The sequence below is a fragment of the Psychrobacter sp. FDAARGOS_221 genome, from assembly GCF_002313155.2.
Classification (GTDB): Bacteria; Pseudomonadota; Gammaproteobacteria; order Pseudomonadales; family Moraxellaceae; genus Psychrobacter.
Genome location: NZ_NWFK02000001.1, coordinates 2,881,832 through 2,907,836, shown reverse-complemented (window position 1 = coordinate 2,907,836; position 26,005 = coordinate 2,881,832). Strand labels below are relative to the sequence as shown.

The following is a 26,005-nucleotide window of genomic DNA, read 5'->3' as shown; positions in this document are numbered from 1 at the left end:
TAAATCAACGCACGCTATTTATTCTATTTTAGACACCGCTAAGTCTTTAATCATCAATTGAATGCTCTGATTACCATTCCATTCATTGATATTCAACTCAAACAACACATGTACCTCACTGGCTCTATAATCCCACTTACTGACATCGTAATTGAACCAAATAGCGTCAATGGGGTACATCACACCAGGATAAGCCAGCGATAACTTCAAATGCTTGTCTTTTAAAATTTTAAACTGTTGTACGCTAAATAACCCGTCGAACTGAGGCGGCACAAAACCCTGCCCCCAAATATGATGATTAATCAACGCATCGACAAATTGTAAGCTAAAGTCTTGGGCGACCAATGCCCCATCAGTAAACTGCTCTTCCTCAAACAACGTACTATCTTGTTGCTGCATCAAATCTTCAAACGCTTGATTAAAAGCGTCAAAATGCTGCTTTTGGATAGTAAGACCTGCCGCCATAGCATGACCACCGAAGTGTGATATAAGATGCGGTTGCTCTTGGGCTATGTGTTCAATGGCATCACGAATATGAATGCCTGGTATCGAACGAGCAGAGCCTTTTATCGCATCTTCAGGTCCAAGTTTATCAGTATCGGCTGGCGCAAAGATAATAGCAGGTCGGTAGTAGCTTTCTTTTAATCTACCGGCAACGATACCAATCACCCCTTGATGCCAATCATCTTGATATAGAATCAGACTGCGATCTTGTTTGCTATCCTCATTAGTGGCTGAATTTTCTTGATTAGCCTGATCCTGATCAACTTGCAACTGTGCAAGAATCTCATCGGCCTTTTCACGCATCCCGCCTTCAACGAATCGACGTTCTTTATTAAGCTTATCTAGCTCAAATGCCAATTGCTTGGCCTGAGTAGGATCATCAGTCAATAGACATTCAATACCAATGCGCATGTTATCCATACGGCCCGCAGCATTGATTCTAGGCCCAATAACAAAACCAAAGTCTTGCACGCTTATCTTATGATAATCACGTCCTGCTAGCTCTAGTAACGCCAATATACCAGCGCAGCAGTGGCCACTTCGAATGCCTGCTAATCCGTGACTGACTAAAGTACGGTTGTTGTGATCTAAGGCGCCAACGTCAGCGATGGTGCCCAGTGCAACTAAGTCCAAATAGCGGCTGACCTGTACACTGCTACGGCCCTGCTCACGACGATACTTTGATAACCTACCCAGTAAATAGAAGGCCACACCAACACCGACCAAAGCTTTACTGGCGAACTGACAGTCTAGTTGATTGGGATTGACTACAGCAGCGGCGTCTGGAGTTGCCTTAGTGGTTAAGTGATGGTCAGTGATAATGACTTGAATACCATTTTCATTGGCTTTATCCACACCCGCATGGCTAGAGATGCCATTATCAACAGTGACAATCAAATCAGGATTATATTCATCGATACCAAGCTGAACGATTTCTGGTGTTAAACCATAACCATACTTAAAGCGATCTGGCACCACAAAGTCAACTTGAGCGCCCATTTTGGTGAGCACACGCATCATTAAGGCAGTACTGGTTGCCCCATCACAATCAAAATCACCGACAATTAGTATGCGCTTTTGAGTCTCAATCGCCTCATCCAATAGTTGCACCGCTTTATCGATATCACGCAGCCCTTCTGCGGCCAGCAAAGACGATAATGAATAGTCCAACGCACCAAGATCGGTCACGCCCCTTGATAACAGCAGGCGAGTTAAGGTTGGCGCTTGCTGGTACAGTTCTGTTAATCCTGCCGGTAAGTCATCTGGTAGCTTGCCTTTAAAACGTGGGGTTAAGTTGAGCATATGAGTGTTTGTCATGTTTTGGATTGCCATTATAGTGTGACTGTTTATAGCGTAACTAGTTTTTATAGTGTAACTGGTTTAGTTGTTTTTTATCGTTTAGAGTCAGCTTTTGGTTGATAAGCTATTTTTTGTTTGCCGTTAGGTTTTTTCTTCAACCTTATGAGTCTATTTGCTATTGCTTAGCCATTATTTATTGTTCTGTTTTTCTCATTCTGTTTTATGTGTTAGCGTGGCTGTTTACATTAGTATATTAGTCTAAGTCTATTAGTCTACTTTCATAGTAAGCACAACAGGTTATCATTTTTTGAACAGATAACAAGCATTAGCCAGTTTATAAACTATGGTTATCTGTACTGGATTTTTTATTAAAAAAATCTAATATTTACAAAAAAATAGCCTTATTAATTAATTTTTTACAGCATCACTATATTCTACAGTCGACTATTATTCTAAAATTAATAAATACTGTAAGGTTTAAATAGGTTAACCCACTATTTTATAACGTTGCTATTTATAAATTATCTTATAACGTTATTTTGATTATCGAACGATTTGAGCTTAGCATTTAAGCTTAGCGAGTCTAAAAGTTTCATTAAAATTGAAATAGTTTTTATCCCATAATTTTACATATCAATTTTCACACAACAAATTTTCACTCAACATAAGGATACTTTATGATTACCCTTCCCGCTGTAGAAAAACTTCCTGATAGCATTGATCCAGACCTAGATCTAGAAAAAGTTAAAAAAGAATGCCAAGCAATGGTCAAAAAACGTGCTAAATATTCAGCAGGTGCTGCCGTTATTCCAGTACCTTTTGCGGATGTTGCCATCGATGCGGGCATACTGACTCAGTTGTTACCTGAAATCAGCGCGCGCTTTGGTCTTATTTCAGAGCGTGAATCTGCGATTGATTTACAAGCGAAGGAAGTTCACTGGAGTGAAATGAAAAATCGTGCTGTTGATTTTGCAGGCTTAATGGCAACACGTGGCGTTGTTAAAAAGACAGTGCAAGGTTATGGCGGTCGCATCGTGGCCAAGCAAGTGACTAAATTTATTCCTCTAGGCGGTCAATTGGTTGCTGCGACAATGGGCTATATGATTTTCAAAAAAATCGCTAATGACCACATCAATGAGTGTTACAAGCTGGCGAAAAGCATTCAGCAAAAACAACACGGCAACAATGTGTAATTCATTAGCACTATATAAATCAGCGTAATTCACTGATTAATAACGTAACTGTCAATCAAAAAGGCCATTGTCATAACAATGGCCTTTTTTAATGCATATATATTTAATCGTATGCTTAGTTTTAAGATTTAAACACTGGTATTAAAAGATATTAGTTAAAACCAGATAACTGATCATCGACATAATAGCCGCTGCTGGTAAGGTCACTACCCAAGCCAAACCAATTGGCTTCATTAGACCCCAGTTGGTATTTTTATTCACCATACCAATACCCAATACTGCACCAACTAGTACGTGCGTACTTGATACAGGCAGACCTAGCATTGATGCGCCCATCACAACTGCCGCTGCTGATAGCTCAGCCGAAAAACCAGACGCTGGGTGCATTTGTGCCAAATTGGTACCCACGGTTTGAATAACCTCTTTACCAATGAACCAAAGACCAACAATTAAGGCCACACCAAAAGTAACCATCACAGCGGTCGGTACAGCCGCTTCACTGGCAATCTGATTGGTACGGATCACGTCCATAATCGCAGCAAAAGGACCAACCGCGTTAGCAATATCGTTCGCACCATGACTGAAAGCAAAACCTGCTGCAGTAAATACCTGCATCCAGCTAAATAGAATAAAGGTGGCGCGCGTTAGGTCTTCTTTTTGCTTACCTTTAATGCTCTTGGTATAAATAAACGTGGTCAACCAAATCAAGGCACCGACCATAATCATTAATAAAAAGCCATGCAAAGTGGTTAAGCTAAAGTCGACATTTTTTAAGCCTTTAAACACCACCATGGCGGTCATTACAACACCACCGAATGCAGCGATTAATGGCACCCACTGGCGTAAAGCTTTAAGCGTATCGATATTGCCTCTTTCACGCTCAATATCGTAAAGCTCACGGTAATATTCTGTTTCTAAATCATCACGCTCTGTATCATCGTCTTTGTAGATTTCTTGGTCACGTACCATCTTTGAGGTATAGGAGACTTGCAACGATTCTGCCAACTCATTAATCCACTCTTTATGACGCTTCTTCAGTGCTTTTTTGGCAGCTTTTAGCTCTTTAATACGTTCTTCAGCGCGGTCGTTGTAATACAAAACATTGATCTTGATTTGCTTATACAGGGCATATGCCAGCACCCCACCTAACAAAGGTGATAACACCCAAGATAAGGCGATTTGACCGATTTGATCCCATTGAACGGTTGACAGCGCCACCTCAGTACCGCCAATCTGAATACCCATAATAACCGAACTACCGACCACACCACCGATGATAGAATGGGTAGTAGATACTGGCAGACCTTTTTTAGTCGCAAATAACAACCAAAAGGCAGCCGCAATCAAGGCAGACAGCATCACATAGATAAACTGGTTGGGGGTAATAGGAAGGCCATCAAGATCGACGATACCTTTACGAATGGTATCGGTCACTTCACCACCGGCAATAACTGCACCAGACACTTCAAAGATAGCGGCTACTGCTAACGCTTGGGGGATGGTTAGTGTGCCTGCACCTACTGAGGTACCGAAAGAGTTAGCAACATCGTTACCGCCAATGTTAAAGGCCATAAATATGCCAAACACAGTGGCCACGATGAATAAAGGCGTCTGTTGATGGTTGGTATAATCCAGCCCCCACCAGATGAAGTAAGCGGTGATAATGGCAAGAAACAAACCAAAAATCACATTCGCTTTTTGTGAACCTTTAAAATGAGTATTAGTTGGTGTAGTTGACTTTGGAAGCATGATATTTTCTGAGCCAATCGGATGTGAAAATGTAAAACCCCGAGTAATCGGGGCTTCAATGAATGAACACTAGCCATTACTATCCCACTGCTATTCACTGTTTACGAATTCGCAAACAGCAATAACAGCTTAATACGAGCAACAGCTGTATTTAATGTTGATTTACACTTAACTTAATAGGTAGCTTTCGCTGACATACATTATACCCATGTCTATGAAAACTTGAAACTGTTGTTTTTGTCTATCAGGGCCAAACGCCTAAGTTCCTTCTTTATTATAAGTTTATCAAGCTTATATCTTGATCTCTTTTTCTAATTGCGCGATAGCATGATCAAGCACGGCAAGACGCGCCGTTCTTTTGTCATTGGTTGCGACCACGTGCCAAGGGGCGTACTTCGTATTAGTGCGTGCCAGCATATCGGCGGCGGCTTGTACGTAATCTTGCCACTTATCGCGGTTACGCCAATCATCTTCGGTCAGTTTAAACTGCTTGTGCGGCGTCTCTTTCCTATCTTCAAAGCGCTCGAGCTGCTCCTTTTTGTCAATGGCCAACCAGTATTTGATAATAATGGTGCCTTTGTCTGCTAAGTCACGCTCCATACGATTGATTTCATCATAGGCACGTTGCCAAGCGGCATCACTGGCAAAGCCTTCGATACGCTCAACCAATACACGCCCATACCAAGTTCTATCAAAGATAGCGATACGGCTCAGACGCTCTTCTTTAGAATGAGGCGCATACTCTGGCATACGCTTCCAAAAGCGCCATAAATACGGATGTTGCAGCTCCATTTGATTCGGTGCCGATATGTTATAGATTTGGTATTCACGAGGATCTAATGGTGACACCAAACGCTTAATTGCACCGCCCTTACCTGCTGCATCCATACCCTCAAAGGCAAAAATCACATGATGATGACCATTTGCTTTACCATCTTTATCACTGCTGCCTCGCGCACGTAATAACTGCGCCAGTCTGTCTTGCTTCTTCGCCAGCGCTTTATGATAATCAGATTTATCCAAATCAGGATCATCGATATCAGTTAGCTTATCAGGCACATCTGCCCAAGAGAAAGCAGCGTTAATATTACGCGACACATTGGCCATCACAGGGTGACTGCTGTCATTTTGTTGACTAGTAATCAAGGCTGCTTGAGTGGCATGTAGCACTTCGTGACAAAATTGAACGTTCGCCTCTTCATTAAAGCCTTGGTCTTTGTAAGACTTCTTCTTGGCTTTCTTCTCGTCACACTCGCTACCATCAATGATAATCCAATCTTGCTGCTGACTTAGAATAATCTTGGCAACCTCATTAAATTTTTTGACCATCTTTTTATCACGCCAGTCCATGTGATATAGCCACTGCGGATCTTGCTTATCATCTTTTAGACGTAGTTTCAAGGTATCTTCATCAATATGGAACCAGCACTTTAATAGCTTGGTATGGTTAGTCGTTAGGTCGTCCTCAAACTCTGCCAAAATATTAAGCTGAGTGCGTAGGTATAACTCCCACTCAGGAATATCTTGCTCATCTTTACCTTTGCTTTGCTGCATCAGCTTGAGACTGCCTTCGATAAGATCAGCATACCAGTTACCAAAATAGGCGGTAATATTGCCATGGCGTGGTAACTTGGCTGCATGTGATTGCCAAATCGGCTCATGCTCACTAGGCACTTTACCAATGCAGGCTTCCACGTTTAATAATCTAGGGTCCACCCATTGACGCAGCTGAGTAACCGCAGCGCCTTTACCCGATAGCTCCATACCATTGACTAAGATTAATAGCCCTGTCGCCTGCCCGTGCTCACGTGTTTCACGTAGTGCATATTGCGCTTTTACCAACTCAAAACGCAGTTGATCTTCATCCATATGAAACGTACTGAGTGGATCGGCTTCAATTAACATCTCTTTGCCCTGTGATTTGTCGTCTTTTTTTGACATAGTGCTTCCTTTTTTATTTGTCGTTAAATTATTTTATTTGTCGTTGATTTTATAGGTACTTTATTTGAGGTTAGTATTTTTAATTGAATAGAATAGTGCATCGCTGTTTGATTTGATTTTAATTCTGTTATACACCAGCGAGCTTACATTCTAATGACTCTAAGGGTTTTGTTGGCTTTTATCAACGCTCAATCATATCTGCGTGTGGCTAAAAAGTTTATTAATAGACCCATGCTTTGATATCATCTGTGTTTAACTTATAGTACTATAATAAAATAGTATCATCATAAAGAGTTGGTTATAGATAATAGATAACCAATAAACAACACGCTACTTATCTGTCAATATTGGCTAGCGAATTAGCTACCTATAAACCACTTGAATCCAGTGTTGTATTCAGCCCAGTTTAGCTTAACCGTGATCTGGCTATTTAATCTATAATATCAATCATATGTCTGATATGTCCTATAATAACCCTCTATAACCATTCATTCCAAATACCTTATATTCATCCAAACTAAATCTAGGAGTCCATCTATGTCTGCATTATCTGAGCTTGGTGTTGAACTTAAACAATTTTGGCAACTGCCACACCACAATAACCCAGAATTGGCGCAAAAATTACAACAGGTTCAAGCCTGGCAAAAAGACCGTATTCGTCAAACCCATGCTGAGCTTTTTTCACAGCCAAAAAATAAACCGATGGCAGAGTATTTCTTAAATCATTTGTATGGCGGCGATACGCTGAATCAAATCGTCAGTCAACTAGAAAGAATTGTGCCTAAAGCGCGTAAACTTGAAAAGCTAGCCCCTACTGCCGCCCTTGAAACCGGTACTTTAGGCGTTGAAACTGCCATTACTTCAACCAAACTTGACCTTAAATTAGCAGAATGGCTACTGGACAATAATAAAGACGTTAATGCCGATAATATGCATGAGGCTTACTTAGCGGTTGATGATGAAGCCGCTCGTCGCCAGCAAATCGCTGACCTAAAGCAAGTGTGCTATCGTAGTGACAAATATCTAAACTCATTCATTCTACAAAAAGCATTCAAGCTTGCCAAAAAACAAGCGTATAAACATAACTTACAGCCTTTATATGACTTCATTGATTCTGGTTTTGCAGCAATGAAGCCGTTAAAAAGCGTGGCCAGCTTCATTGATCCGTTTTGTGAGCGTGAATTAGAAATCATTAAAGAGGTTCACTCAAGCTAGTTAATGGCCAATGTCCAAGAACTTGAAACATTAACAACCCATAATAAGAAAAATTGCACGATTAACTTAGGACGTATCCATGAGCCAAGAAGCGCCAACATCAAATTCAACCAGTCAGCAAAGTACGTCTGATCAAGACAATACCGCTAACCTACAAACCAGAATGGTTGAAAAAACACTCAGTGATCATCAGCAGACCAATGCCAAAGTGCAACAATCATTACAAGGTAATTTACAACAAATGACAGATAAAAAAACCGTGCTTAACGACCAATTTAGCGATGTGTCAGATTTACCAACCGGCACCCCTCAAGGTCAACAAGCGACTCTACCTTTTCAAAGCAACACACAAGCGCCTGTGACTAATAACCAAGCCAATGCCAGTAATCAAATCAATGGCAGCCAGGCTAGCCAAAATACAGGGGCAGAAAACTTGCCACGCTTTAATCCAAAAGATGACATTAATAATCCACACACCCCTGATACTGACGGCTTAGAAGAAACTCATTTTGGCTATAAAAAAGTTAAAAAAGCTGAAAAACAAGCCAAAGTTGCAGACGTATTTACCTCCGTTGCCAAAAAATATGACATCATGAATGATCTGATGTCATTTGGTATTCATCGCTTATGGAAGCGCTATGCCATTAGTCTATCTGGCGTTCGTGCCGGCCAACATGTACTAGACATCGCAGGCGGTACAGGCGATCTTGCTAAGGCCTTTAGTCGTGAAGTCGGTCGTCAGGGTAAAGTGGTATTATCAGACATTAATGCTGCCATGCTTGATGTGGGTCGTGAGCGCCTAATCAACGCTGGCTGTAATAATGTTGACTTTGTATTGGCCAACGCTGAAACCCTGGCTCCTTTTGAAGACAACAGCTTTGACTTATTGACCATCAGCTTTGGTCTACGCAATGTGACCGATAAAGATGCGGCTCTACGCTCTATGTACCGTGTGTTAAAGCCAGGCGGCCGCTTGTTGATATTAGAATTCTCAAAACCAATTTTTGAGCCATTATCAAAAGCGTATGACATTTACTCATTTACTGCGCTACCTATGATGGGTAAATTGGTTGCCAACGATTCTGAAAGCTATCAATACTTAGCCGAATCAATTCGAATGCACCCTGATCAGCAAACCCTGAAAAACATGATGGAAGATGCAGGCTTTGTTAACTGTGATTATCATAACTTGACTGCTGGTATTGTGGCCGTACACCGTGGCTTTAAAAAATAATGGCTTGCATTACTAAACCAGCCATTTATTAGCACTTCGCTACTATTACATCATTAGCAACTAGGCAATATCTTATGATTACCGTTCTACTTTTAACTGCTGCAGAAAAGCTGATTAATTTTGCTATCTTAAGCGATCAGATTACCAAAGCAGGATTGGCTCCCTTAGCAGGCAAAGTACTGCGCTTGTCCATTGCTATGCCAACCTTCGACGTTGATATTCATTTCCACGATGACCATATCCGTTTTGAGCCAGTCACTGACATTGAACACAGCGTGTTTGAAACCCCGGGCAATGCTGAAGATGAGCGCACACAAGCCTGGCAAGATTATGCTGCTATCGGTAGCCTAAAGCCAGACTGCACCATTAGTGTTGATAATATCGCAGAATTACTCAACCTAATGCGTGATGCCAGTGGCAACCTACCCATTGATGGTGACTACAAGGTATTAATGCAGGTTAAGCAGTTAATCGCCGGATTTAATCCTGATATTGCCGGCCAACTTGAGCCTATTATCGGTAGCTCACTGGCAATGCAGTTAAACTTATTGATTAAGTTCTTAAAAGGCAATGTGTCGCATACAGCCAAGCATGCTTTTAATGATGTGGCTGACTGGGCCAATGATGTGGCAGGTAATGCCCCCGCTGATCCAGTTGAAGCGGCACAAGTCACCGACTTAAAGCAACAGCTACTTAAGCTACGTGCTGATATTGAACGTGAAGAAGCGCGTTTGGCCATGATTAAAGCGGAACAAGCACGGTTAAAAGGCGAACGCTAATCATTACTTTCAGTAGTTATTAGTCTCTTAACTCTTAATGCCTCTTAATCTCTCTTAATACACTATCTACTAAGCCATCTTTATAGATGGCTTTTTTATTGCCAGTTATCGCTTCTAGTCCTTGATTAAATACACCTCAAACTAGGCTGATAACACACCTTTAAAAAACAGCAACCATCAAATCTACCCCATTCTTAAAAGCTGCCACCCGTGGTATCATTAACCATTATTTTTAATCTGTTATTCTTATCATTTGTTCTTAACTTTTGCTTCTTAAATGGGTGGCTCCACATGCTGTTATCACACCGTAAACGACTGTTTCAACTTTGGCGTATTGCCGCACACCATCGTCTAGACACCCATCTTCCCTTAGAAGAAGCGCCGCAGCTACAGTCTGTCGCCAGAATGATCAAATCGCATCCAGCGGCTTGGGGTAAGAAGCATCAACCTAATGGCGTCAAGTTGGCCCTAGAAGAAATGGGTACTTTATTTTTAAAACTTGGTCAGCTGCTATCGACTCGCCGTGACTTAGTGACGCCTGAAATCATTGATCAATTGGTTCAGCTGCAAGACAGAGTAAAACCGTTTGACGTCAGCATTGCCATTGAGCAAATTGAAGACAAAAAACTTGGCTTGGGCCAAACACTAGACACCTTATTTGCCCGCTTTGATACCAAACCATTGGCCGCTGCGTCTATTGCACAAGTTCATACCGCTGCGCTACATGATGGCCGTGAAGTGGTGGTCAAAGTTGTGCGTCCAGATATCCGTGAGCAGATTGTTGCTGACTTTGAGCTACTGCGCGACATGGCACAGTGGACCTCTGCCCGCATTGAAGCTGCTCGCGCGGTTCGTATTATCGAAGTGGTAGAAGATTACCGTCAAATCATGCTCAATGAGCTAGACCTCACCTTTGAGGCTGACAATACCACTAAGATGCGTAACAACTTCTTAGGCTCTAGCATGATGTATGTGCCAGAAGTCTATGCCGCGGCTAAGAACGTGATGGTGATGGAGCGCATTCAAGGCGTGCCTATTTCACAAACCCATCTGTTTGATGAGCGCGGTTATGACCGAGCAGCACTGGCTGAAAAAGGATTAACCATCTTTTTCACTCAGGTATTCCGTGATAATTTCTTCCATGCTGACATGCACCCGGGTAACGTATTCGTTGAAGTACTCCCTGAGAATACGCCAGAGCCCTATCGTTACTATCCGCGTTATATCGGCCTAGACTGTGCCATTATGGGTGAGCTGTCTAGCGAAGATCAGATGATCGTTGCACGCATGCTACTGGCAGTGATGAATAACAACTTTGCCAATCTGGTTGATATCGTTAGTCGTGCCGGCTGGATTCCGCCAAATACCGACAAGCACGCACTGACCCGTGATATGCGCCGAACTGTCGCGCCTATGGTATTAAAACCGATCAATGAGATTGATTTTGCGGGCGTATTGATGCAAATCTTGGATATTGCTCGTCGTCACCATATGAGTATTCCGCCACAGCTGGTACTGTTATTAAAAACCTTAGTTCACGTTGAAGGCTTGGGCCGTGATTTATACCCTGAGCTTGATATTTGGTCACTTGCCAAACCTATTCTAACTAGCTGGGTAAAAGAGCAGCTTGATCCGGTTCATAATATGCGTAAGTTACGAGAACAGATGCCTGAGTTGATGTTATCGACCGCTCAGATTCCTAAGTTATTAGATCAAGGCATTCAAAGCATGGCATCACAAGGTGCCCGCCAAGATCAGCAATTGCGCGAAATTCAGCAAATTCGAGCCGATATGCTTAATGACAGACGCCGTGATTGGATTGCTTTATCCGGCTTTGTGATTTGTGTTGCGATTGCCACTCAAGTGATTGGTTGGTTATCGCCACTCTTTTACTTATTGGCCATCTGCTTTGTCATGTGGCGTATATTGGGCTAACCTATTTTAGGCTAATAAGTTAAACCGTTATTTGCTTTAAATAGCTATGTAAATGATACATAGCTCGTATTATTAATTTTTATTTTTAACTCAGCGGCTATCTTAATTTATCTATTTATTGCTTATATCTTTAGTTAAATCAGCTTAAATAAACCAGCCGCCTTGATTCATTAAGTGAGAGTTCGCCATGCGTCATGCAACCATTACCATCAACCGTTCTGCGCTAAGTCACAACCTAAATCAGGTCAAACAGCGAATCTCACCGACGACCAAGGTATTGGCTATGGTAAAGGCCAATGCGTATGGTCATGGCGTTGAGGCGTGCCTACCTGCTCTGCAGCAGGCAGATGGACTAGGTGTTGCCTGCTTTAGTGAAGCGCTACAAATCCGTGAGTTGGGATGGAGCAAACAGTTAATATTAATTGAAGGCGTGTTTAGTAAAGAGGAATGGCAACAGTCACTACAAGCGCAATGTCAAAGCATTGTGCATCATCAAGATCAAGTCAACTGGGCGTTGTCGCATCTGCCAGAAGACGACTCACCGTGTCGCACAATTTGGTTAAAGCTTAATACCGGTATGAATCGTCTTGGCTTTGAACCAGACGAGCTAATTGACGTTGCCAAACCTCTAGTCAAAGCCGGTTATCAGCTTATTTTAACCAGTCATTTTGCCAACGCCGATACCCCACTACATCCTTCAAACGAGCAACAGATTGACACCTTTAATCAAGCCCTTGCTGAATTAAAGCAACAAGTTGATCCTAATATTCAGGCGTCTTTATGTAACTCAGCAGGCATCATCAATTTCCCACAATGCCACTTTGACTGGGTGCGCCCAGGTATCATGCTATATGGCAGCACACCCCTTGAAGCAGTCAGTGCTGAAAACTTACAGCTGCAACCCGTGATGACCTTTGCAGCCAGTATTATGGCCATCCACAACATTGCTGCAGGGACCTCTGTCGGTTATGGCAGCCGCTTTATCGCTAACCGTCCAATGCTAAAAGGCATCGTCAGCATTGGATATGGTGATGGCTATCCACGTGTGGTAGATGGCTCAGCATGGGTGAGCTTACATCCTAATCCTGCAGAAATAGACAAAGACTCACCTATCAAAGCCTATCGATGCCGAGTTATTGGACGGGTAGCAATGGACATGATTGCCATTGATTTAACCGATGTGCCCAATCCAAAGGTTGGTGACAGCATAACCTTATGGGGTGATACTGCCAAAGGCGCACCAAGTGTTGATGATATTGCGCACTCTGCGCATACCTTAGGTTATGAGCTATTATGCCGAACCACTCAACGTCCGTTAAGACAGGTAGTAGAATCGCCATTGGATGAATAAATTAGTAAAAACCGCAGTTTGGTGTTTTCACAGTGCCATAAAGTTCGCTATACTGATGGTTTACTATTATTTCGGCATAACAGCTTTAGCAAAATAATAAGTCTAACTCACGGTTAAATTATCAGTTGCCTTATTATTGATATTAGTTTGCTAATCATATTAAGCTGTTATTTTTATCAACCAACCCGTTCTATTAATTAAAGAGAATCTCATGAGCGTGCGTCATTTTTTAACTCTACTTGATTTGTCTCCGGCCGAGCTTGAAGCCTTAATTCAGCGAGCAAGTGAGCTCCGAAAAATGCAACATGCTGGTGAGGTTTATCAGCCTTTTGTGGGTCGTACACTGGGCATGATTTTTGAAAAATCATCGACCCGTACTCGAATCTCATTTGAGACTGGCATGGGCCAATTTGGTGGTCATGCTATATTCTTATCACCAAAAGATACCCAGCTAGGTCGCGGCGAGCCTATTGAAGATTCAGCGCGTGTAATTTCTAGTATGGTTGATATCATTATGATTCGCACCTTTGAGCATGAAAAGGTCGAACGTTTTGCGAAATACTCTTCGGTGCCCATCATCAATGCGTTAACCGATGACTTCCACCCCTGCCAGCTGCTTGCCGATATGCAAACCTATTATGAACACCGAGGCAGCATTAAGGATAAGATTGTCACTTGGGTTGGTGATGGTAATAACATGTGCTCGTCGTTTATGGCCGCAGCCAATCAGTTTGGCTTTGAGCTAAGAATTGCAGCCCCTTATGGATTTGAACCGGATCCAGACTTGATGGAACGCTTTAAGCATTGCGTCAATCTTGTCGAAGATGTACAAGATGCGGCCAAAGATTCGCACCTGATTGTTACCGACGTTTGGGCCAGCATGGGCCAAGAGAGTGAACAAAATACGCGTGCTCGCCGTTTTGCACCGTATCAAGTCACGCCATCGTTATTAGATAAGGCAGATCCAGAGGTATTATTCATGCACTGCTTGCCAGCGCATAGAGGTGAGGAAATCTCACATGATATGCTTGATGATCCCCGTTCAGTGGTTTGGGATGAGGCTGAAAACCGCTTACATGCCCAAAAGGCATTGATGGAATTTTTGTTAAAAGACAAAATCAAGCTAAGCTGATAGACCTGTTTAATAAGGCATATGCAAAAAGATATAGATGCTCATTTAAAAAATAACCGCAAGTTATCTGGCTACTTAAACTTTGTTTTCCAGATAACGATAAGCGCTCAGCGTGCGCTTATAACAGGTCAAAATACAGCCCACACAAATAATAATCAAAGTGATTAACATCACTGAGCCATACGACCAAAATGATGCAGCAGCGGGTATTAGCTTAATAAACGCTGGCTGCATCGCGGTTAAGACACAAGCCACCGTCAAAATTGCCATGCGATGCTGCTTAGCCATCGGTCCAGCAAAGTTAGCAGGCGCACCAATACTCAGCGCTAATGTGCGTATATAAGCAGTCATCACTGCCAGCAAAGCCGCTGCCCAGCCCAATGTAGATGCCCAATCGACACCGCTAATACTATAGCCTGCTGCAATCAGCAACAAAGGATCAGCAATACGATCTGGAATGTCGTTAAACAGCTCCCCAGATGCAGTACCCTTGCCACCTTCTACCGCAACCATACCATCGAATAAATTACACAGCAGTCGACATTGAATCAGCAGTGCCGCACACAGTGGTAGTATCCATAGATAATGACCGCTGACATGAGGTAGTGCCATTAAACAAGCCGCAGCCAAAGCCGCAAATACGATGCTTAATATTGAAATTTGATTTGGAGTGATGTTTTTTTCACTTAAAGCTTTAGCAAGCTTGGTAGCAGCTTTGGCACTTCGCACCTTTAATGGTCGACGACCGGCTGGTTCAGACATGATCATCCTTTTCATGAGCGGCTAGTTTTTGCAGTTTTAATGCGGTAAATACACAGAATATAAAAGCAACCGTTAATGCCGGTGCAATGGTATACACAATGTTTGAAGTGCGGGCAAGCGTATGCGCCAATATCAGCGCACAGCCTGTGACACTCACTGACAACAGTGCAGGCAGCACAACCCGCAGTGGTGATGGCGGAAGACGATTAAAAATATAAGTCACCATGCGCACCAAAACCAGAGTAATACAAAAACTGGCAAAGCCTTGAGTCAATGCTGATATCAGCCGCGTCTCTGCGCCGGCATTGACATAATAAGCCCAACTGCCCCATAGCATAAACGCCAATAGTGCAGAGATAATGTTAAACCCAAGACCCACACCGGTATTTTGTTTTTTCATAATAAACTGTGTCTTTTGTGACGCGTGATTAGCGCTTTAAGGTCTCTACACCGCTTTGTTTGGCAATTAACAATGTATCGGCTTGATTGGCAGCGAAGATACCATTGCACACCACACCAACGATATTGTTCAAGATTTGCTCCATCTCGCTGGCACTATCAATATCAAGCTGATAAGTATCTAAGATAACATTACCATAATCGGTTACAAAACCTTCACGGTACACTGGCTCACCGCCTAGTTTTACCAACTCACGAGCCACGTACGAGCGTGCTTGTGGCAACACTTCAATGGGCACTGGAAACTCACGTCCTAGCTGAGTCACCCATTTGCTTTCATCGACCATACAGATGAATTGCTTTGACGCGGCTGCGACAATTTTCTCACGGGTTAATGCCCCGCCGCCACCTTTGATCAGCTGTAAGTTTGGATTTACCTCATCAGCGCCATCGATATATAAATCAAGCTCGCCCACGTAGTTTAAATCCATCACCTCGATGCCTAACGCTTCAAGTTTATCTTGTGTTACCTGAGAGCTGGCGACTGCACCCTTAAGCTTTATCTGTGGCAATAGATCGATTAAGCAATTGACGGTAGACCCGGTGCCTACGCCCAAGATCATACCTTCATCAATATACTTTAATGCGGCGGCGGCGACTTGTTGCTTAAGCTGATTTTGTTGCTGACTCATGGCGACCCTTCTTGTTTTATTGTCTTGTTGATTATGCCCCATAGGTGATTGGCATAACATAGTTGCTGTTTTGATAGTTACTGTATTGATTGTTGCTATATTGAATGGCTACATTTGATTGGTAATAAATGGCTGTTTAGTTGGCAGAAAACTAACCTAAATAGCGACCCCGCTATTTTAACAACTGTTCGACTGCAATGGTAATCTGTTTGCAAGTAATTTTTTTCGAGATTGGTTTTTTATTTGCTGATGCCATTGGTTTTATATGATTTTGATATGGCGAATTGAATGAGAGTATGAGATTGGGAGTCGTGATTTTAAAGAAAAGTTTGTATAACAATAACCGATTGTCATTAATATTTTGGCTCAAAGCCTTGCAGGTTACAAAAAAACAGCATAGGCTTATCTTTATTTACTTATAAATCATATCTATCTGTCAACCACTGTAAGATTATTAGGATAATGTATGCTTTCAAAATGGGTTCGTAATATTCTTCAAGCCACGGTATATGATGCCGCTATCCAAACACCTCTAGACACCGCTCCTAAACTATCTGCCCGTTTTAATAACGAAATTCGTTTAAAGCGAGAGGACTTACAACCCGTTTTTTCTTTTAAATTACGTGGCGCATACAACCGCATCAGTCAATTGACTCAAGAGCAAAAAGAACGTGGCGTTATCTGCGCCTCTGCCGGTAACCATGCTCAAGGCGTTGCTTTTTCTGCCACCAAATTGGGCTTAAACAATACCATTGTGATGCCAACAACCACACCCGACATTAAGGTCAAAGCCGTAAAAGTGCTTGGCGGTAACGTCGATCTATATGGTGACAGCTTCGATGTGTCGAACCAATACGCCATTGAGCGCGCCAATAAAGAGGGACTGACCTATATCCCGCCTTACGACGACGAACTGGTCATTGCCGGACAAGGTACTGTCGCCCTTGAGATTAATCAGCAGTGGCGTGATGTGGAATATGTGTTTGTACCAGTTGGCGGTGGTGGCTTATTGGCTGGGATTGCTGCATTTTTGGGCGATGTTGCGCCGCATGTTAAAGTAGTTGCGGTTGAGCCTGAAGGTGCTGCCAGTTTAAAAGCAGCAATAGAAGCCAATGAACGCGTAAAACTGTCCCAAGTGAGCTTATTTGTTGATGGTACTGCGGTTGCTCAAATTGGTGAGCTGCCGTTTGAAGTATTTAATTTACAAAAAAGCGATGGTTCTGGCAAATTAATCGAACAACAAGTCGTCACCTGTAGTAATGATGAGGTGTGTGCCGCGGTAAAAGATGTGTTTGAAGAAAAAAGAAGCATCGTTGAGCCCTCGGGCGCACTGGCCATCGCTGGTATGAAAAAATACATTACCAAACATCAGTTAACTGGTAAAAACTGCGTCGCCATCATCTCAGGCGCCAACATGAACTTCGACCGACTGCGCTATATTGCTGAACGTACCGAGATTGGTGAGAAAAAAGAAGCGGTATTTGCAGTAACCATTCCAGAACGTACTGGCGCCTTCTTAGAATTCTGCCGTGACCTTAAAGGCCGTAATATTACCGAGTTTAACTATCGTGCCCGCAGCCAGGCATCGCCTGACTCATTAGAGCCGGCGGCTATCTTCGTCGGTATTGCACTAAAAGAAGGTGATAAAGAGCGTCATATCATTGCAGACTCACTGGCTGAGGCTGGTTACAACGCACATGACCTCACTGATGATGACATTGCCAAGTCGCATATTCGCTATTTAATCGGTGGTCATGCCAATTTACAAAACGAGCATTTATTTAAAGTCAGCTTCCCTGAGCGTCCTGGTGCATTGCTTAACTTCTTAGAAAAGCTAGGCCCTGATTTTAATATCACTTTATTCCACTATCGCAATCATGGGGCTGCTGATGGCCGCGTATTGGTTGGTATCCAAACCACAGAAACCAACTCACGCCAGCTACAAGATGCCCTACTAGACATCGGCTATGACTGTACGCCTGTTTCAGATAACATAGGTTATCAATTGTTCTTGCGTTAATAGTTGACTATTTACGCTAATGCTTATTTTCGGTGTTCATGCTTAGCCAAACCAGTGATTGAGTTTGGCAGGCTGTGAGTCTACTATTGGTTGGTAAGGTAGGTTTCAATAACCATATCCACACAATGTAGACTCATTTTTGTTTAGGATAATAAATCAAATATGTCACACTCAAAGCACGCTGGATCCAGCGCCCAACTGCAAAAAGTTCGCCTCGATAAATGGCTGTGGGCGGCTCGCTTTTTTCGCACCCGCAGCTTAGCCAAGCAAGCCATTGAAGGCGGTAAGGTTCACTTTGCGGGTAGCCGAGTCAAAACCAGTAAAGAAATCAGTGTTGGCGATGAGCTCACCATTCGTCAAGGTGCAGCCACTGCCATGACTGAAAAAACCATCATCGTCAAAGACCTCTCAACCCAAAGAGGCAATGCTACGATTGCCCAGACCCTATATGAAGAAACGCAAGAAAGTATCGAGCGCCGTGCCTATTTTGCTGAGCAGCGTAAACTTGCCAATCTTGCCCGTCCAGATACCAAGCCTAATAAAAAGCAGCGTCGCGAGCTTCAACGCTTCAAATATCAGTCTGATTAAACCTGATAACTCATTGTTTTGAGCTTTCACACCTTATCAGCTTTTATATAATCTTTGATAACCGCTGCTGCTCTATCGTTTCTAAGCCAAGATTGGTAGAATAGGCAGCATTTGTAACTAACGACCAACATCATCCTTGTGTCGTTATATTTTATTGTGGTTATCTTCTAAATCGTCTTCAACAGACATTCTCATAATGACAGAGGTTTTTATGCCAATCTCAGACGCTATGCCCAAATCAGTTTTGTTAGTATGCCTTGGTAATATTTGCCGCTCACCAACTGCAGAAGGCATTATGCGCCAACGTACCGCCATTGCTGGGCTTACTTTAAAGGTTGATTCAGCCGGCACTGGCGACTGGCATATCGGCAAGCATCCAGACGAACGTGCACAAAAACATGCCAAACAACATGGCTATAATATTAGCAAGTTGGTTGCGCGCCAAGTTGGCCCAAAAGACTTTGTCGATTTTGATCTTATCTTAGCAATGGATGCGCAAAACCTTGCAGATTTAGAACAAATCAAAAAACAAGCAGAACAGCAGTTTGATTCGCAGCCATTAGCACGACTTGCCCTGATGAGTGAAGTCGATAGCACCTACAACAAACAAGACGTACCCGACCCCTACTACGGCGGTGAAGATGGGTTTGAAGACGTTATTACTCGCCTTGAATCCTCTGTGGATGCTTGGATAGACACTTGGATGATCTAAGCCTATGAACAACTCTGACAACACAGCGGCGACATTAAATTTGAGCTCAGACTTAGTGCATATTAATGCAGATTTAAGCCACTTCAATACCATGCAGCTACAAAGCCATGCAGATCGGCTGATTATCCTTAACGATGAGTCTCAAATTGTCCCTGTTATCCAGCAACTAAAAGCACTTACTCAGCCGCTGTTTATCTTATCTGGTGGCAGTAACGTTATCTTACCAAGCCGTTTACATGCCAGTGTTATTCAGCCTGCGCTGAAAGGCATTCGTGTGTTAACGGAAGATGAGGATAATATCGAGATTGAGGTGATGGCAGGTGAGAACTGGCATGAGCTCGTCACTTATTCCGTTAATAAAGGCTGGTACGGTCTTGAGAATCTAGCGCTTATCCCTGGAATGGTCGGTGCCTCGCCGGTACAAAACATTGGCGCTTATGGCGTACAAGTTGAAGATCGCATCACTTCTTTAACGGCCTTTCACCTACCCACAGAGCAGTGGCATCAGTTTGATACTGCTGATTGTGAGTTTAGCTATCGTGATAGTAAATTCAAGCGTGAAGCCGGCCAGTGGTTAATTAGCAAAGTGGTATTTGCACTGCATAAGCACCCTACTAAGGTCAATGCCAACTATGGTGATGTTGCTCAAATAGCTCAGCAATTAGCTGAACAAGATAAGCGCCAACAAATCACGGCGACTGATGTGATGCAGGCGGTTATTCAAACCCGTAAGGCTAAGCTACCAGACCCTAAGCAGCTTCCAAACTGCGGCAGTTTTTTCAAGAACCCTATTATCGATCATCAGCAATTTGTACAGCTGCAACAGCATTTCCCTGATATCGTTGGCTACCCTATGGATGACCAGCATACCAAGGTCGCCGCTGGTTGGCTGATTGATAAAGCCGGATTAAAAGGCAAAGGTATTGACCCCATTTTGACCCATACCAAGCAAGCGTTGGTATTGGTCAATCACAGTGGTAAAGACAACCCAGCTACCCAAGCAGATGTATTGGCGACTCAAGGCTTTATCCAACAGGTGATTGCTGACAAGTTTGCAATCTCTCTTGAACGTGAGCCTATTTGCTTAGATTGTTACGCGACTCTAGAAATTGAATAATGAGGGCTATTATTTAGCTTTAGTTTCAGTATCATCAGCGCTAAGCCTAAGCCCTAGTGATACACTAAATGTCACTTGGGTTTGGGCTTATGCTGAATCAAAACATATTGGATTATGCAATTATGATCTAATTTTAGGTTATGACCTGTTATCTTAAACTCTTGCGTATCCTAAATCGTCATTGTTGGCTATAATTGACAAGGTCTGTTAAAAACTTAAGTGAAGTCAATCATGAGCTCGTTATTAAAACGCTGTTATCTGGGGATGAAAAAAGTTCTTTTCTATTCCCTAATACTGATTACATGTTGCGTTTTAAGCTTTTTTACGCCTCTATTTTCTTCAGTTGGTCTTTGGCTGTTAAATCACCTACCCATTCCAAAGGTTACCGCGCTTAGCACCTCAAAAGCTAGCGAGGCCTTTAGCAGGCGCTCGGATCAGCATAAATTAGAAAAGTATCAAAACCTATTAGAAAACAGCAGTGGACATCCACTGAGTAGCGCTTTAGATGACCCTAGTGACATTAAAGCGGCTAACTCTGCTAAGCCAAATGATATTAACCAAATTGCCCCAGCCGCAACAGCTAATCATTATATACTGCATAAACCAACGGCCTATGTGGTGTTAGGTGGCGGACTGACCGAAGCCAGTAGTGATGATGAAAAGCAGGCAGCTGCGCCAGATACTGATACCAATACAAACACGCAAGATGATAAGCCAACTAATACACCACTGTCCGCCAATAACATCGTATTAAATGACTATAGCCTTAACCGTATGAAAACAGTGGTTGCTCATTACAAGATTCACCCCCTACCCATCATAGTCACCGGCGTGGAAGCCCCTTGGATGCGCGACTGGCTGACCAGCTATGGTATTGAAAACGTGATTACCGAAAACGCCAGCATGAATACTTGCGAAAATGCGCGTTTTACAGCAAAGCGACTAAAATTATCCAATGTTTATCTGGTAACCGATGCCTATCACATGACTCGTACACGTAGGCAATTTGCATTGAATAATATACAAACCAGCCCTATTGTCGCGCCGCTGCCTATGCAAAAAAGTTGGTCTAGACCAAAAGACAATGCTCAACATTCAAGACGCACCATATATGAATTGGCGGCCTATACTCGGGATATTTTTGCTCCGCAACAAAATTGCCGTCAAGCTGACGACGTTAGTTTTGCGACCTTATTACACAGTCGCAAGCCTGAAGCGGTTAAAACCTTTTAAGCACATCTATTTAGATTTAGTTATACAAGGGTAAATAATTATGGTTAGTATGTATTTGCTCATCCCACTTAGCCTAATGCTGTTCGTGATTGGTATTTGGGCAGTGCGTTATGCGGTTAAATCAAACCAATTTGAAGACTTAGATAACGAATCACAGCGGGTTATTCTAGACGATCGTCAAGAGCGACGTCAGACGCTTGCTGGCATGTCCAATCCAATCCAACCTGCTGTAAAAAAACCACAGCAAACCGCCGATGACAGATCCAGCCACTTAGACAATGGCCCAGACAATCCAAGCTTAGATTCAGATGTTGGAGGCTCATCAAGTGATTCAGGTGGTGCGGATGGCTAACTTTTTATAGATCTAAAGTAATAGCATATTAATAATATTTTGATTTTTGGACTCAGCTTATGAACACTGCGTTACTTGTTGCCGGCTTTGCCATGGGCTTCTTTGGTTCTCCACATTGTTTGGGTATGTGTGGCGGACTGGTTACTGCATTTGGATTGTCGATGCAGAATCTCAGCGCTGCTAAGAAGCGTGCGCTGGTGGCCACTTATCACTTTGGCCGTTTGTTAAGTTATTCGTTGTTGGGAATCGTGGCGGGCATTATTGGCACATCGGTTCTGGCACCAATCATGGTTGGCAACAGCTTGCCAAGAATATTACTTGGTGCGGTATTGATATTTATTGGTTTAAATATGCTGGGACTGCCCTTTTTAGCAAAGCTAGAAAAGGTCGGGATGGGCATGTGGAAAAAGCTATCACCACTACGTCAAAAAGTGTTCCCAATAACCACTTTTCCGCGGGCATTGGCTGCCGGTTTATTATGGGGCTTTTTACCTTGCGGCTTAGTATACGGCGCTCTATTAATGGCCGCTGTTGGCAATGATGTGGTGTCAGCCGCTATGATTATGTTTGCTTTTGGCCTGGGTACAGTGCCTATGTTAGTTGCCACTCAAGAAACGGTTGGCTGGTTACATAAGCAGATTGGGCGCTTTCGTTTACGTCAGCTAAACGGAATAATTATGATGCTATCTGGGCTTGCCGTTATCTTTTTACCGCTTGCAATGAAGCATTCTGGAGGTCATGGTGCTCACGGCGGACATGCTGAACATGCCGCTCATACGACTCACAGCCAACAGCATATGACATCTGATACTGTTATGAACGAAAACAGTATGAACCAACACAATATGAATGAACATACCAATCACACCATGCCAGCTTCAGACATGGCCGAGATGGAGATGAGTGAACATCAGCATCATCCTGCACCAGCTTCACAATAATGAAGCTGGCTATTGTAGACAGTTAGATTTTACTGCTTAATAGTGAATGAATAACATCAATATCCACTAGCCCCACTGCTCAAGTTTGAGCTTGGTATCTAAATGCGCTTCAATCGCAGGTAAATTAAAGGCATCATCTTCACTCACAAAGCTGATACTGATGCCTTTTTGACCTGCTCGCCCAGTACGTCCAATTCGGTGTACATAGTCATCGGCTTGATCGGGTAGCGTATAGTTAACGACATGACTGACCTCATCAACATGAATCCCTCTACCTGCCACATCAGTAGCTACCAGTACTTTGGCATTACCGTTTTTGAACTTCTCTAAATAACGCTCTCGCTTGCTCTGATCAACATCACCAGAAAGCATCACCACATTAAACTCGCTACCTAGACGATTGTACAAACGCTTGACTTGATCTTTACGGTTGGCAAAAACAATCACTTTTTGGCTGTCTGGCTGATTTAAAATCTCGCTTAGTGCTTGATACTTATCCGCCTCTGTCAACAAGTAAAAATGCTGTTCAACCAAGTCACTGGTCTTATGCTCAGGTTCAATTTCGACAAAGACAGGGTTAAGTAACCACTGATAGGCTAAATTCATCACGTCTTGGTTAAAGGTCGCCGAAAATAACAAACTTTGTCTGTCTGTATTGGCCGGCATATAACGCATGATACGTTTAATATCTGGTATAAAACCCATATCCAACATACGGTCTGCTTCATCCAACACAAACGCCTCAACCCGGTCTAAAAATACATGGCCCTTATGAACCAAATCAATTAATCGACCTGGAGTAGCAATTAAAATATCGGTAAAGGCTTTATCTAGCTCAGCGGTTTGCAAGTCATAATCGACCCCGCCCATCACACATACGCTGTGTAAATCGGTATGCTTGGTCAACGCAATGGCATCTTCAAAGATTTGATTGGCAAGCTCACGGGTTGGCGCCAAAATTAAAGCTCTTGGCTCACCCACATAACGCGCTTCATCTTCTTTAAACGGACGCTTTAGCAGCGCTTCGATGATGGTAATTAAGAATGTGGCTGTCTTACCGGTACCGGTCTGAGCCTGCCCAATGGCGTCTTGTCCTGCTAAAGTATAGGGTAGAATTTGAGCTTGAATGGGCGTAAGCTGAGTAAACCCTAGGTCGCTTACGGACAACAAAATACTATTACTTAGCGGCAAGTCACTAAATTTGATAAATCCGTCCATTAAACTTCCTTAATTTTGATCAAATTGTGTTATTGGTTAATTGTTTTTGGCTTCAATGAGCTGATAGATTAATACATTGTTTTATCTTTATTATTAGCTTATGTTATTGTTTAACCTATTGTTTAGACCGTTATTTTTTATTAGTCACTCAATTGAATGGATACCCTATTATAGGCCATTATTCATTATAGGTCATTGAGAGGATATTTGCTGCACAGAGGGAAAATGTATATTGATAAATAAATTAGTAAGTGAATGGATAATAAATAAATAAATAGATAAATAAAAAAAGCCAACGCAGCAATTGTAAATAGACTGGAATGCTATTTATGTTGCTGGTTGGCTTTTAATAATAACCAATCAGAAGTGGTTCAACGTTGGTTAAACCACAACTAACTGCTTATCCGCATATTATGCGTTTTGAATTATTCGTCTACTTTAGTAACTTCTTCAGCTTGCAAGCCTTTTTCACCTTCAGTAACGACGAACTCAACTTTTTGGCCGTCTTGTAGCGAACGATAACCATCGCCTTGAATCGCACGGAAATGAACGAAGATATCTTCGCCACTTTCACGCTGAATAAAACCAAATCCTTTGGCATCATTGAACCACTTAACAGTACCTTGCTCACGAGCTGACATAATTTACTTCCTAAAACTTAATTAACAAAACTTCAATTTAACCCCAATTAAAGCATTTAAGCTATAGCCTGTCATGCTAATACTGGGTGCAAAAGTGGCAACATGCCACTTAATAACAAGCCTACCTGTTATGCTATACACTTACAATAACAGATATAGTAACACTACAGACACGTTTGTTATCTAAAACTAATCATAGCATGTCATTTTATTTAGACAAAGTGTTTTAACATAACTTTCACACTCAAAAGCTAATATTTTGTCAAATTTTTAATGGCAACAGATAAAAACCAATTAAAACGAACGCCCTGTATCCCTATTTGTCAGCACTAAGGTAATGTTATAATTATCCATAAATCACCTGTGAGTTTATCTGTCATGAGCCAAGCATCTAACAATCCAACCTATCGCTATCGCCGAATTTTATTGATAAATGGTCCCAATCTAAATTTACTAGGCAAACGTGAGCCTCATATCTATGGCTCAACAACCCTCGACGATATTGAACAGCGTTTAAAAGCAACAGCCAATGCTCAGGGAGTTGAACTGATTTGCTTACAATCCAATCATGAAGGGCAACTGGTTGATTATATTCAACATCATGGCTTATTAGCAGCCGAAAGCCTTTCTCATTCTGACAGTAATGCTAATACTGACGCTAACAACGACATGGTAGATGCGGTGATTATCAATCCTGCTGCCTTTACCCACACTTCGGTAGCGATTCGTGATGCGCTTTTGGCGACTGAAAAACCTTTTATTGAAGTGCATCTGTCTAACATACACAGCCGTGAGCCATTTCGTACACACTCTTATTTTAGCGACAAAGCGGTAGGTGTTATTTGTGGTCTCGGTCACTTAGGCTACGATATGGCGTTAGACTATTTCTTAGCTCAGTATAAAGAAACGAAATAAACGAATTATAGAAAAATTAAAGAAACCAACTATCAACAAACAGCTTAAGCTCATTGAACCACTAGTGGTTTTATTTTGATCAT

The 26,005-nt window shown here is 42.5% G+C and carries 23 protein-coding genes; 15 read left to right on the top strand and 8 right to left on the bottom strand.

The genetic code is table 11. The annotated features are described in order from the left end of the window. Positions 1–18 precede the first annotated feature (18 nt). Positions 19–1,806 (bottom strand): single-stranded-DNA-specific exonuclease RecJ, encoded by a 1,788-nt coding sequence (recJ, locus tag A6J60_RS12250; RefSeq protein WP_096066580.1) that lies wholly within the window; start codon positions 1,804–1,806, stop codon positions 19–21. A 674-nt stretch (positions 1,807–2,480) separates the two neighbouring features. Between recJ and A6J60_RS12245 the strand changes: the two genes are divergently transcribed. Next, a complete protein-coding gene (locus A6J60_RS12245) occupies positions 2,481–2,996 on the top strand; it encodes a hypothetical protein (RefSeq protein WP_096066221.1) in 516 nt (171 codons plus the stop codon). A gap of 141 nt (positions 2,997–3,137) precedes the next feature. On the opposite strand, the gene A6J60_RS12240 is transcribed toward A6J60_RS12245, so the two are convergent. Together A6J60_RS12240 and A6J60_RS12235 are read right to left on the bottom strand one after the other, a co-directional pair. Then, a complete protein-coding gene (locus A6J60_RS12240; RefSeq protein ID WP_096066220.1) occupies positions 3,138–4,745 on the bottom strand; it encodes an inorganic phosphate transporter in 1,608 nt (535 codons plus the stop codon). A gap of 291 nt (positions 4,746–5,036) precedes the next feature. After that, entirely contained in the window at positions 5,037–6,686 is a 1,650-nt protein-coding gene (locus A6J60_RS12235; protein ID WP_096066219.1) for an ATPase, read from the bottom strand. A gap of 537 nt (positions 6,687–7,223) precedes the next feature. Between A6J60_RS12235 and A6J60_RS12230 the strand changes: the two genes are divergently transcribed. The 6 genes from A6J60_RS12230 to argF all read left to right on the top strand — a co-directional run bounded on the left by A6J60_RS12230 (position 7,224) and on the right by argF (position 14,332). Further along, positions 7,224–7,901 carry an FFLEELY motif protein gene (locus A6J60_RS12230; protein WP_096066218.1) on the top strand — a complete coding sequence of 226 codons (678 nt, stop codon included), beginning with the start codon at positions 7,224–7,226 and terminating at the stop codon, positions 7,899–7,901. Positions 7,902–8,142: 241 nt separating this feature from the next. Further along, complete coding sequence (gene ubiE / locus A6J60_RS12225; RefSeq protein WP_413772387.1) at positions 8,143–9,135, top strand: bifunctional demethylmenaquinone methyltransferase/2-methoxy-6-polyprenyl-1,4-benzoquinol methylase UbiE; 993 nt, start codon at positions 8,143–8,145, stop codon at positions 9,133–9,135. A gap of 74 nt (positions 9,136–9,209) precedes the next feature. Then, complete coding sequence (locus A6J60_RS12220; protein ID WP_096066217.1) at positions 9,210–9,914, top strand: SCP2 domain-containing protein; 705 nt, start codon at positions 9,210–9,212, stop codon at positions 9,912–9,914. 291 nt (positions 9,915–10,205) lie between these two features. Then, on the top strand, positions 10,206–11,849 hold the full coding sequence (locus A6J60_RS12215) for an ABC1 kinase family protein (protein ID WP_096066216.1): 1,644 nt from the start codon (positions 10,206–10,208) through the stop codon (positions 11,847–11,849). Positions 11,850–12,036: 187 nt separating this feature from the next. Further along, the gene (alr, locus tag A6J60_RS12210; RefSeq protein WP_096066215.1) at positions 12,037–13,200 is read left to right on the top strand and encodes an alanine racemase; all 1,164 of its coding nucleotides are present in this window, start codon (positions 12,037–12,039) and stop codon (positions 13,198–13,200) included. A gap of 211 nt (positions 13,201–13,411) precedes the next feature. Then, complete coding sequence (argF, locus tag A6J60_RS12205) at positions 13,412–14,332, top strand: ornithine carbamoyltransferase (RefSeq protein WP_096066214.1); 921 nt, start codon at positions 13,412–13,414, stop codon at positions 14,330–14,332. A 75-nt stretch (positions 14,333–14,407) separates the two neighbouring features. Here the strand turns inward: argF and A6J60_RS12200 are convergent, their stop codons facing one another. From A6J60_RS12200 to rpiA, 3 genes are read right to left on the bottom strand one after another with little or no spacing between them, the layout of a single operon-like run. Then, complete coding sequence (locus tag A6J60_RS12200) at positions 14,408–15,094, bottom strand: CDP-alcohol phosphatidyltransferase family protein (protein ID WP_096066213.1); 687 nt, start codon at positions 15,092–15,094, stop codon at positions 14,408–14,410. Further along, positions 15,087–15,494 (bottom strand): hypothetical protein, encoded by a 408-nt coding sequence (locus tag A6J60_RS12195; protein WP_096066212.1) that lies wholly within the window; start codon positions 15,492–15,494, stop codon positions 15,087–15,089. Before A6J60_RS12195 ends, A6J60_RS12200 begins: the two co-directional genes overlap by 8 nt. Before the next feature lie 28 nt (positions 15,495–15,522). Continuing rightward, the gene (gene rpiA / locus A6J60_RS12190) at positions 15,523–16,185 is read right to left on the bottom strand and encodes a ribose-5-phosphate isomerase RpiA (protein WP_096066211.1); all 663 of its coding nucleotides are present in this window, start codon (positions 16,183–16,185) and stop codon (positions 15,523–15,525) included. Positions 16,186–16,651: 466 nt separating this feature from the next. Here rpiA and ilvA point away from each other — a divergent pair, with 466 nt between their 5' ends. The 7 genes from ilvA (at position 16,652) to A6J60_RS12155 (ending at position 23,148) form a co-directional block, all read left to right on the top strand. Continuing rightward, positions 16,652–18,205 carry a threonine ammonia-lyase, biosynthetic gene (ilvA, locus tag A6J60_RS12185; protein WP_096066210.1) on the top strand — a complete coding sequence of 518 codons (1,554 nt, stop codon included), beginning with the start codon at positions 16,652–16,654 and terminating at the stop codon, positions 18,203–18,205. Positions 18,206–18,367: 162 nt separating this feature from the next. Continuing rightward, positions 18,368–18,793 (top strand): RNA-binding S4 domain-containing protein, encoded by a 426-nt coding sequence (locus tag A6J60_RS12180; RefSeq protein ID WP_096066209.1) that lies wholly within the window; start codon positions 18,368–18,370, stop codon positions 18,791–18,793. Between the two features lie 211 nt (positions 18,794–19,004). Beyond that, on the top strand, positions 19,005–19,505 hold the full coding sequence (locus tag A6J60_RS12175) for a low molecular weight protein-tyrosine-phosphatase (protein WP_096066208.1): 501 nt from the start codon (positions 19,005–19,007) through the stop codon (positions 19,503–19,505). 4 nt (positions 19,506–19,509) lie between these two features. Beyond that, positions 19,510–20,622 carry a UDP-N-acetylmuramate dehydrogenase gene (gene murB / locus A6J60_RS12170; RefSeq protein WP_096066207.1) on the top strand — a complete coding sequence of 371 codons (1,113 nt, stop codon included), beginning with the start codon at positions 19,510–19,512 and terminating at the stop codon, positions 20,620–20,622. Positions 20,623–20,853: 231 nt separating this feature from the next. Next, on the top strand, positions 20,854–21,855 hold the full coding sequence (locus A6J60_RS12165; protein WP_227526147.1) for a YdcF family protein: 1,002 nt from the start codon (positions 20,854–20,856) through the stop codon (positions 21,853–21,855). Between the two features lie 40 nt (positions 21,856–21,895). Then, a complete protein-coding gene (gene ccoS, locus A6J60_RS12160) occupies positions 21,896–22,207 on the top strand; it encodes a cbb3-type cytochrome oxidase assembly protein CcoS (protein ID WP_096066206.1) in 312 nt (103 codons plus the stop codon). A gap of 59 nt (positions 22,208–22,266) precedes the next feature. After that, positions 22,267–23,148 carry a sulfite exporter TauE/SafE family protein gene (locus A6J60_RS12155; protein WP_096066205.1) on the top strand — a complete coding sequence of 294 codons (882 nt, stop codon included), beginning with the start codon at positions 22,267–22,269 and terminating at the stop codon, positions 23,146–23,148. 66 nt (positions 23,149–23,214) lie between these two features. On the opposite strand, the gene A6J60_RS12150 is transcribed toward A6J60_RS12155, so the two are convergent. Continuing rightward, the gene (locus A6J60_RS12150) at positions 23,215–24,366 is read right to left on the bottom strand and encodes a DEAD/DEAH box helicase (protein WP_096066204.1); all 1,152 of its coding nucleotides are present in this window, start codon (positions 24,364–24,366) and stop codon (positions 23,215–23,217) included. A 425-nt stretch (positions 24,367–24,791) separates the two neighbouring features. Then, a complete protein-coding gene (locus tag A6J60_RS12145; RefSeq protein ID WP_096066203.1) occupies positions 24,792–25,007 on the bottom strand; it encodes a cold-shock protein in 216 nt (71 codons plus the stop codon). Positions 25,008–25,385: 378 nt separating this feature from the next. Here A6J60_RS12145 and A6J60_RS12140 point away from each other — a divergent pair, with 378 nt between their 5' ends. After that, a complete protein-coding gene (locus A6J60_RS12140; RefSeq protein ID WP_096066202.1) occupies positions 25,386–25,922 on the top strand; it encodes a type II 3-dehydroquinate dehydratase in 537 nt (178 codons plus the stop codon). Positions 25,923–26,005 lie beyond the last annotated feature (83 nt).

What these genes read in the sequence shown, in the direction of transcription:
- recJ (WP_096066580.1), bottom strand. Translation starts at nt 1,806, where the DNA reads ATGCTCAACTTAACCCCACGTTTTAAAGGCAAGCTACCAGATGACTTA.
- A6J60_RS12235 (WP_096066219.1), bottom strand. Translation starts at nt 6,686, where the DNA reads ATGTCAAAAAAAGACGACAAATCACAGGGCAAAGAGATGTTAATTGAA.
- A6J60_RS12180 (WP_096066209.1), top strand. Translation starts at nt 18,368, where the DNA reads ATGTCACACTCAAAGCACGCTGGATCCAGCGCCCAACTGCAAAAAGTT.
- A6J60_RS12155 (WP_096066205.1), top strand. Translation starts at nt 22,267, where the DNA reads ATGAACACTGCGTTACTTGTTGCCGGCTTTGCCATGGGCTTCTTTGGT.
- ilvA (WP_096066210.1), top strand. Translation starts at nt 16,652, where the DNA reads ATGCTTTCAAAATGGGTTCGTAATATTCTTCAAGCCACGGTATATGAT.
- A6J60_RS12215 (WP_096066216.1), top strand. Translation starts at nt 10,206, where the DNA reads ATGCTGTTATCACACCGTAAACGACTGTTTCAACTTTGGCGTATTGCC.
- A6J60_RS12140 (WP_096066202.1), top strand. Translation starts at nt 25,386, where the DNA reads ATGAGCCAAGCATCTAACAATCCAACCTATCGCTATCGCCGAATTTTA.
- A6J60_RS12150 (WP_096066204.1), bottom strand. Translation starts at nt 24,366, where the DNA reads ATGGACGGATTTATCAAATTTAGTGACTTGCCGCTAAGTAATAGTATT.
- A6J60_RS12195 (WP_096066212.1), bottom strand. Translation starts at nt 15,494, where the DNA reads ATGAAAAAACAAAATACCGGTGTGGGTCTTGGGTTTAACATTATCTCT.
- rpiA (WP_096066211.1), bottom strand. Translation starts at nt 16,185, where the DNA reads ATGAGTCAGCAACAAAATCAGCTTAAGCAACAAGTCGCCGCCGCCGCA.
- ccoS (WP_096066206.1), top strand. Translation starts at nt 21,896, where the DNA reads ATGGTTAGTATGTATTTGCTCATCCCACTTAGCCTAATGCTGTTCGTG.
- A6J60_RS12175 (WP_096066208.1), top strand. Translation starts at nt 19,005, where the DNA reads ATGCCAATCTCAGACGCTATGCCCAAATCAGTTTTGTTAGTATGCCTT.
- A6J60_RS12165 (WP_227526147.1), top strand. Translation starts at nt 20,854, where the DNA reads ATGAGCTCGTTATTAAAACGCTGTTATCTGGGGATGAAAAAAGTTCTT.
- argF (WP_096066214.1), top strand. Translation starts at nt 13,412, where the DNA reads ATGAGCGTGCGTCATTTTTTAACTCTACTTGATTTGTCTCCGGCCGAG.
- murB (WP_096066207.1), top strand. Translation starts at nt 19,510, where the DNA reads ATGAACAACTCTGACAACACAGCGGCGACATTAAATTTGAGCTCAGAC.
- alr (WP_096066215.1), top strand. Translation starts at nt 12,037, where the DNA reads ATGCGTCATGCAACCATTACCATCAACCGTTCTGCGCTAAGTCACAAC.
- A6J60_RS12145 (WP_096066203.1), bottom strand. Translation starts at nt 25,007, where the DNA reads ATGTCAGCTCGTGAGCAAGGTACTGTTAAGTGGTTCAATGATGCCAAA.
- A6J60_RS12200 (WP_096066213.1), bottom strand. Translation starts at nt 15,094, where the DNA reads ATGTCTGAACCAGCCGGTCGTCGACCATTAAAGGTGCGAAGTGCCAAA.
- ubiE (WP_413772387.1), top strand. Translation starts at nt 8,143, where the DNA reads ATGACAGATAAAAAAACCGTGCTTAACGACCAATTTAGCGATGTGTCA.
- A6J60_RS12245 (WP_096066221.1), top strand. Translation starts at nt 2,481, where the DNA reads ATGATTACCCTTCCCGCTGTAGAAAAACTTCCTGATAGCATTGATCCA.
- A6J60_RS12230 (WP_096066218.1), top strand. Translation starts at nt 7,224, where the DNA reads ATGTCTGCATTATCTGAGCTTGGTGTTGAACTTAAACAATTTTGGCAA.
- A6J60_RS12220 (WP_096066217.1), top strand. Translation starts at nt 9,210, where the DNA reads ATGATTACCGTTCTACTTTTAACTGCTGCAGAAAAGCTGATTAATTTT.
- A6J60_RS12240 (WP_096066220.1), bottom strand. Translation starts at nt 4,745, where the DNA reads ATGCTTCCAAAGTCAACTACACCAACTAATACTCATTTTAAAGGTTCA.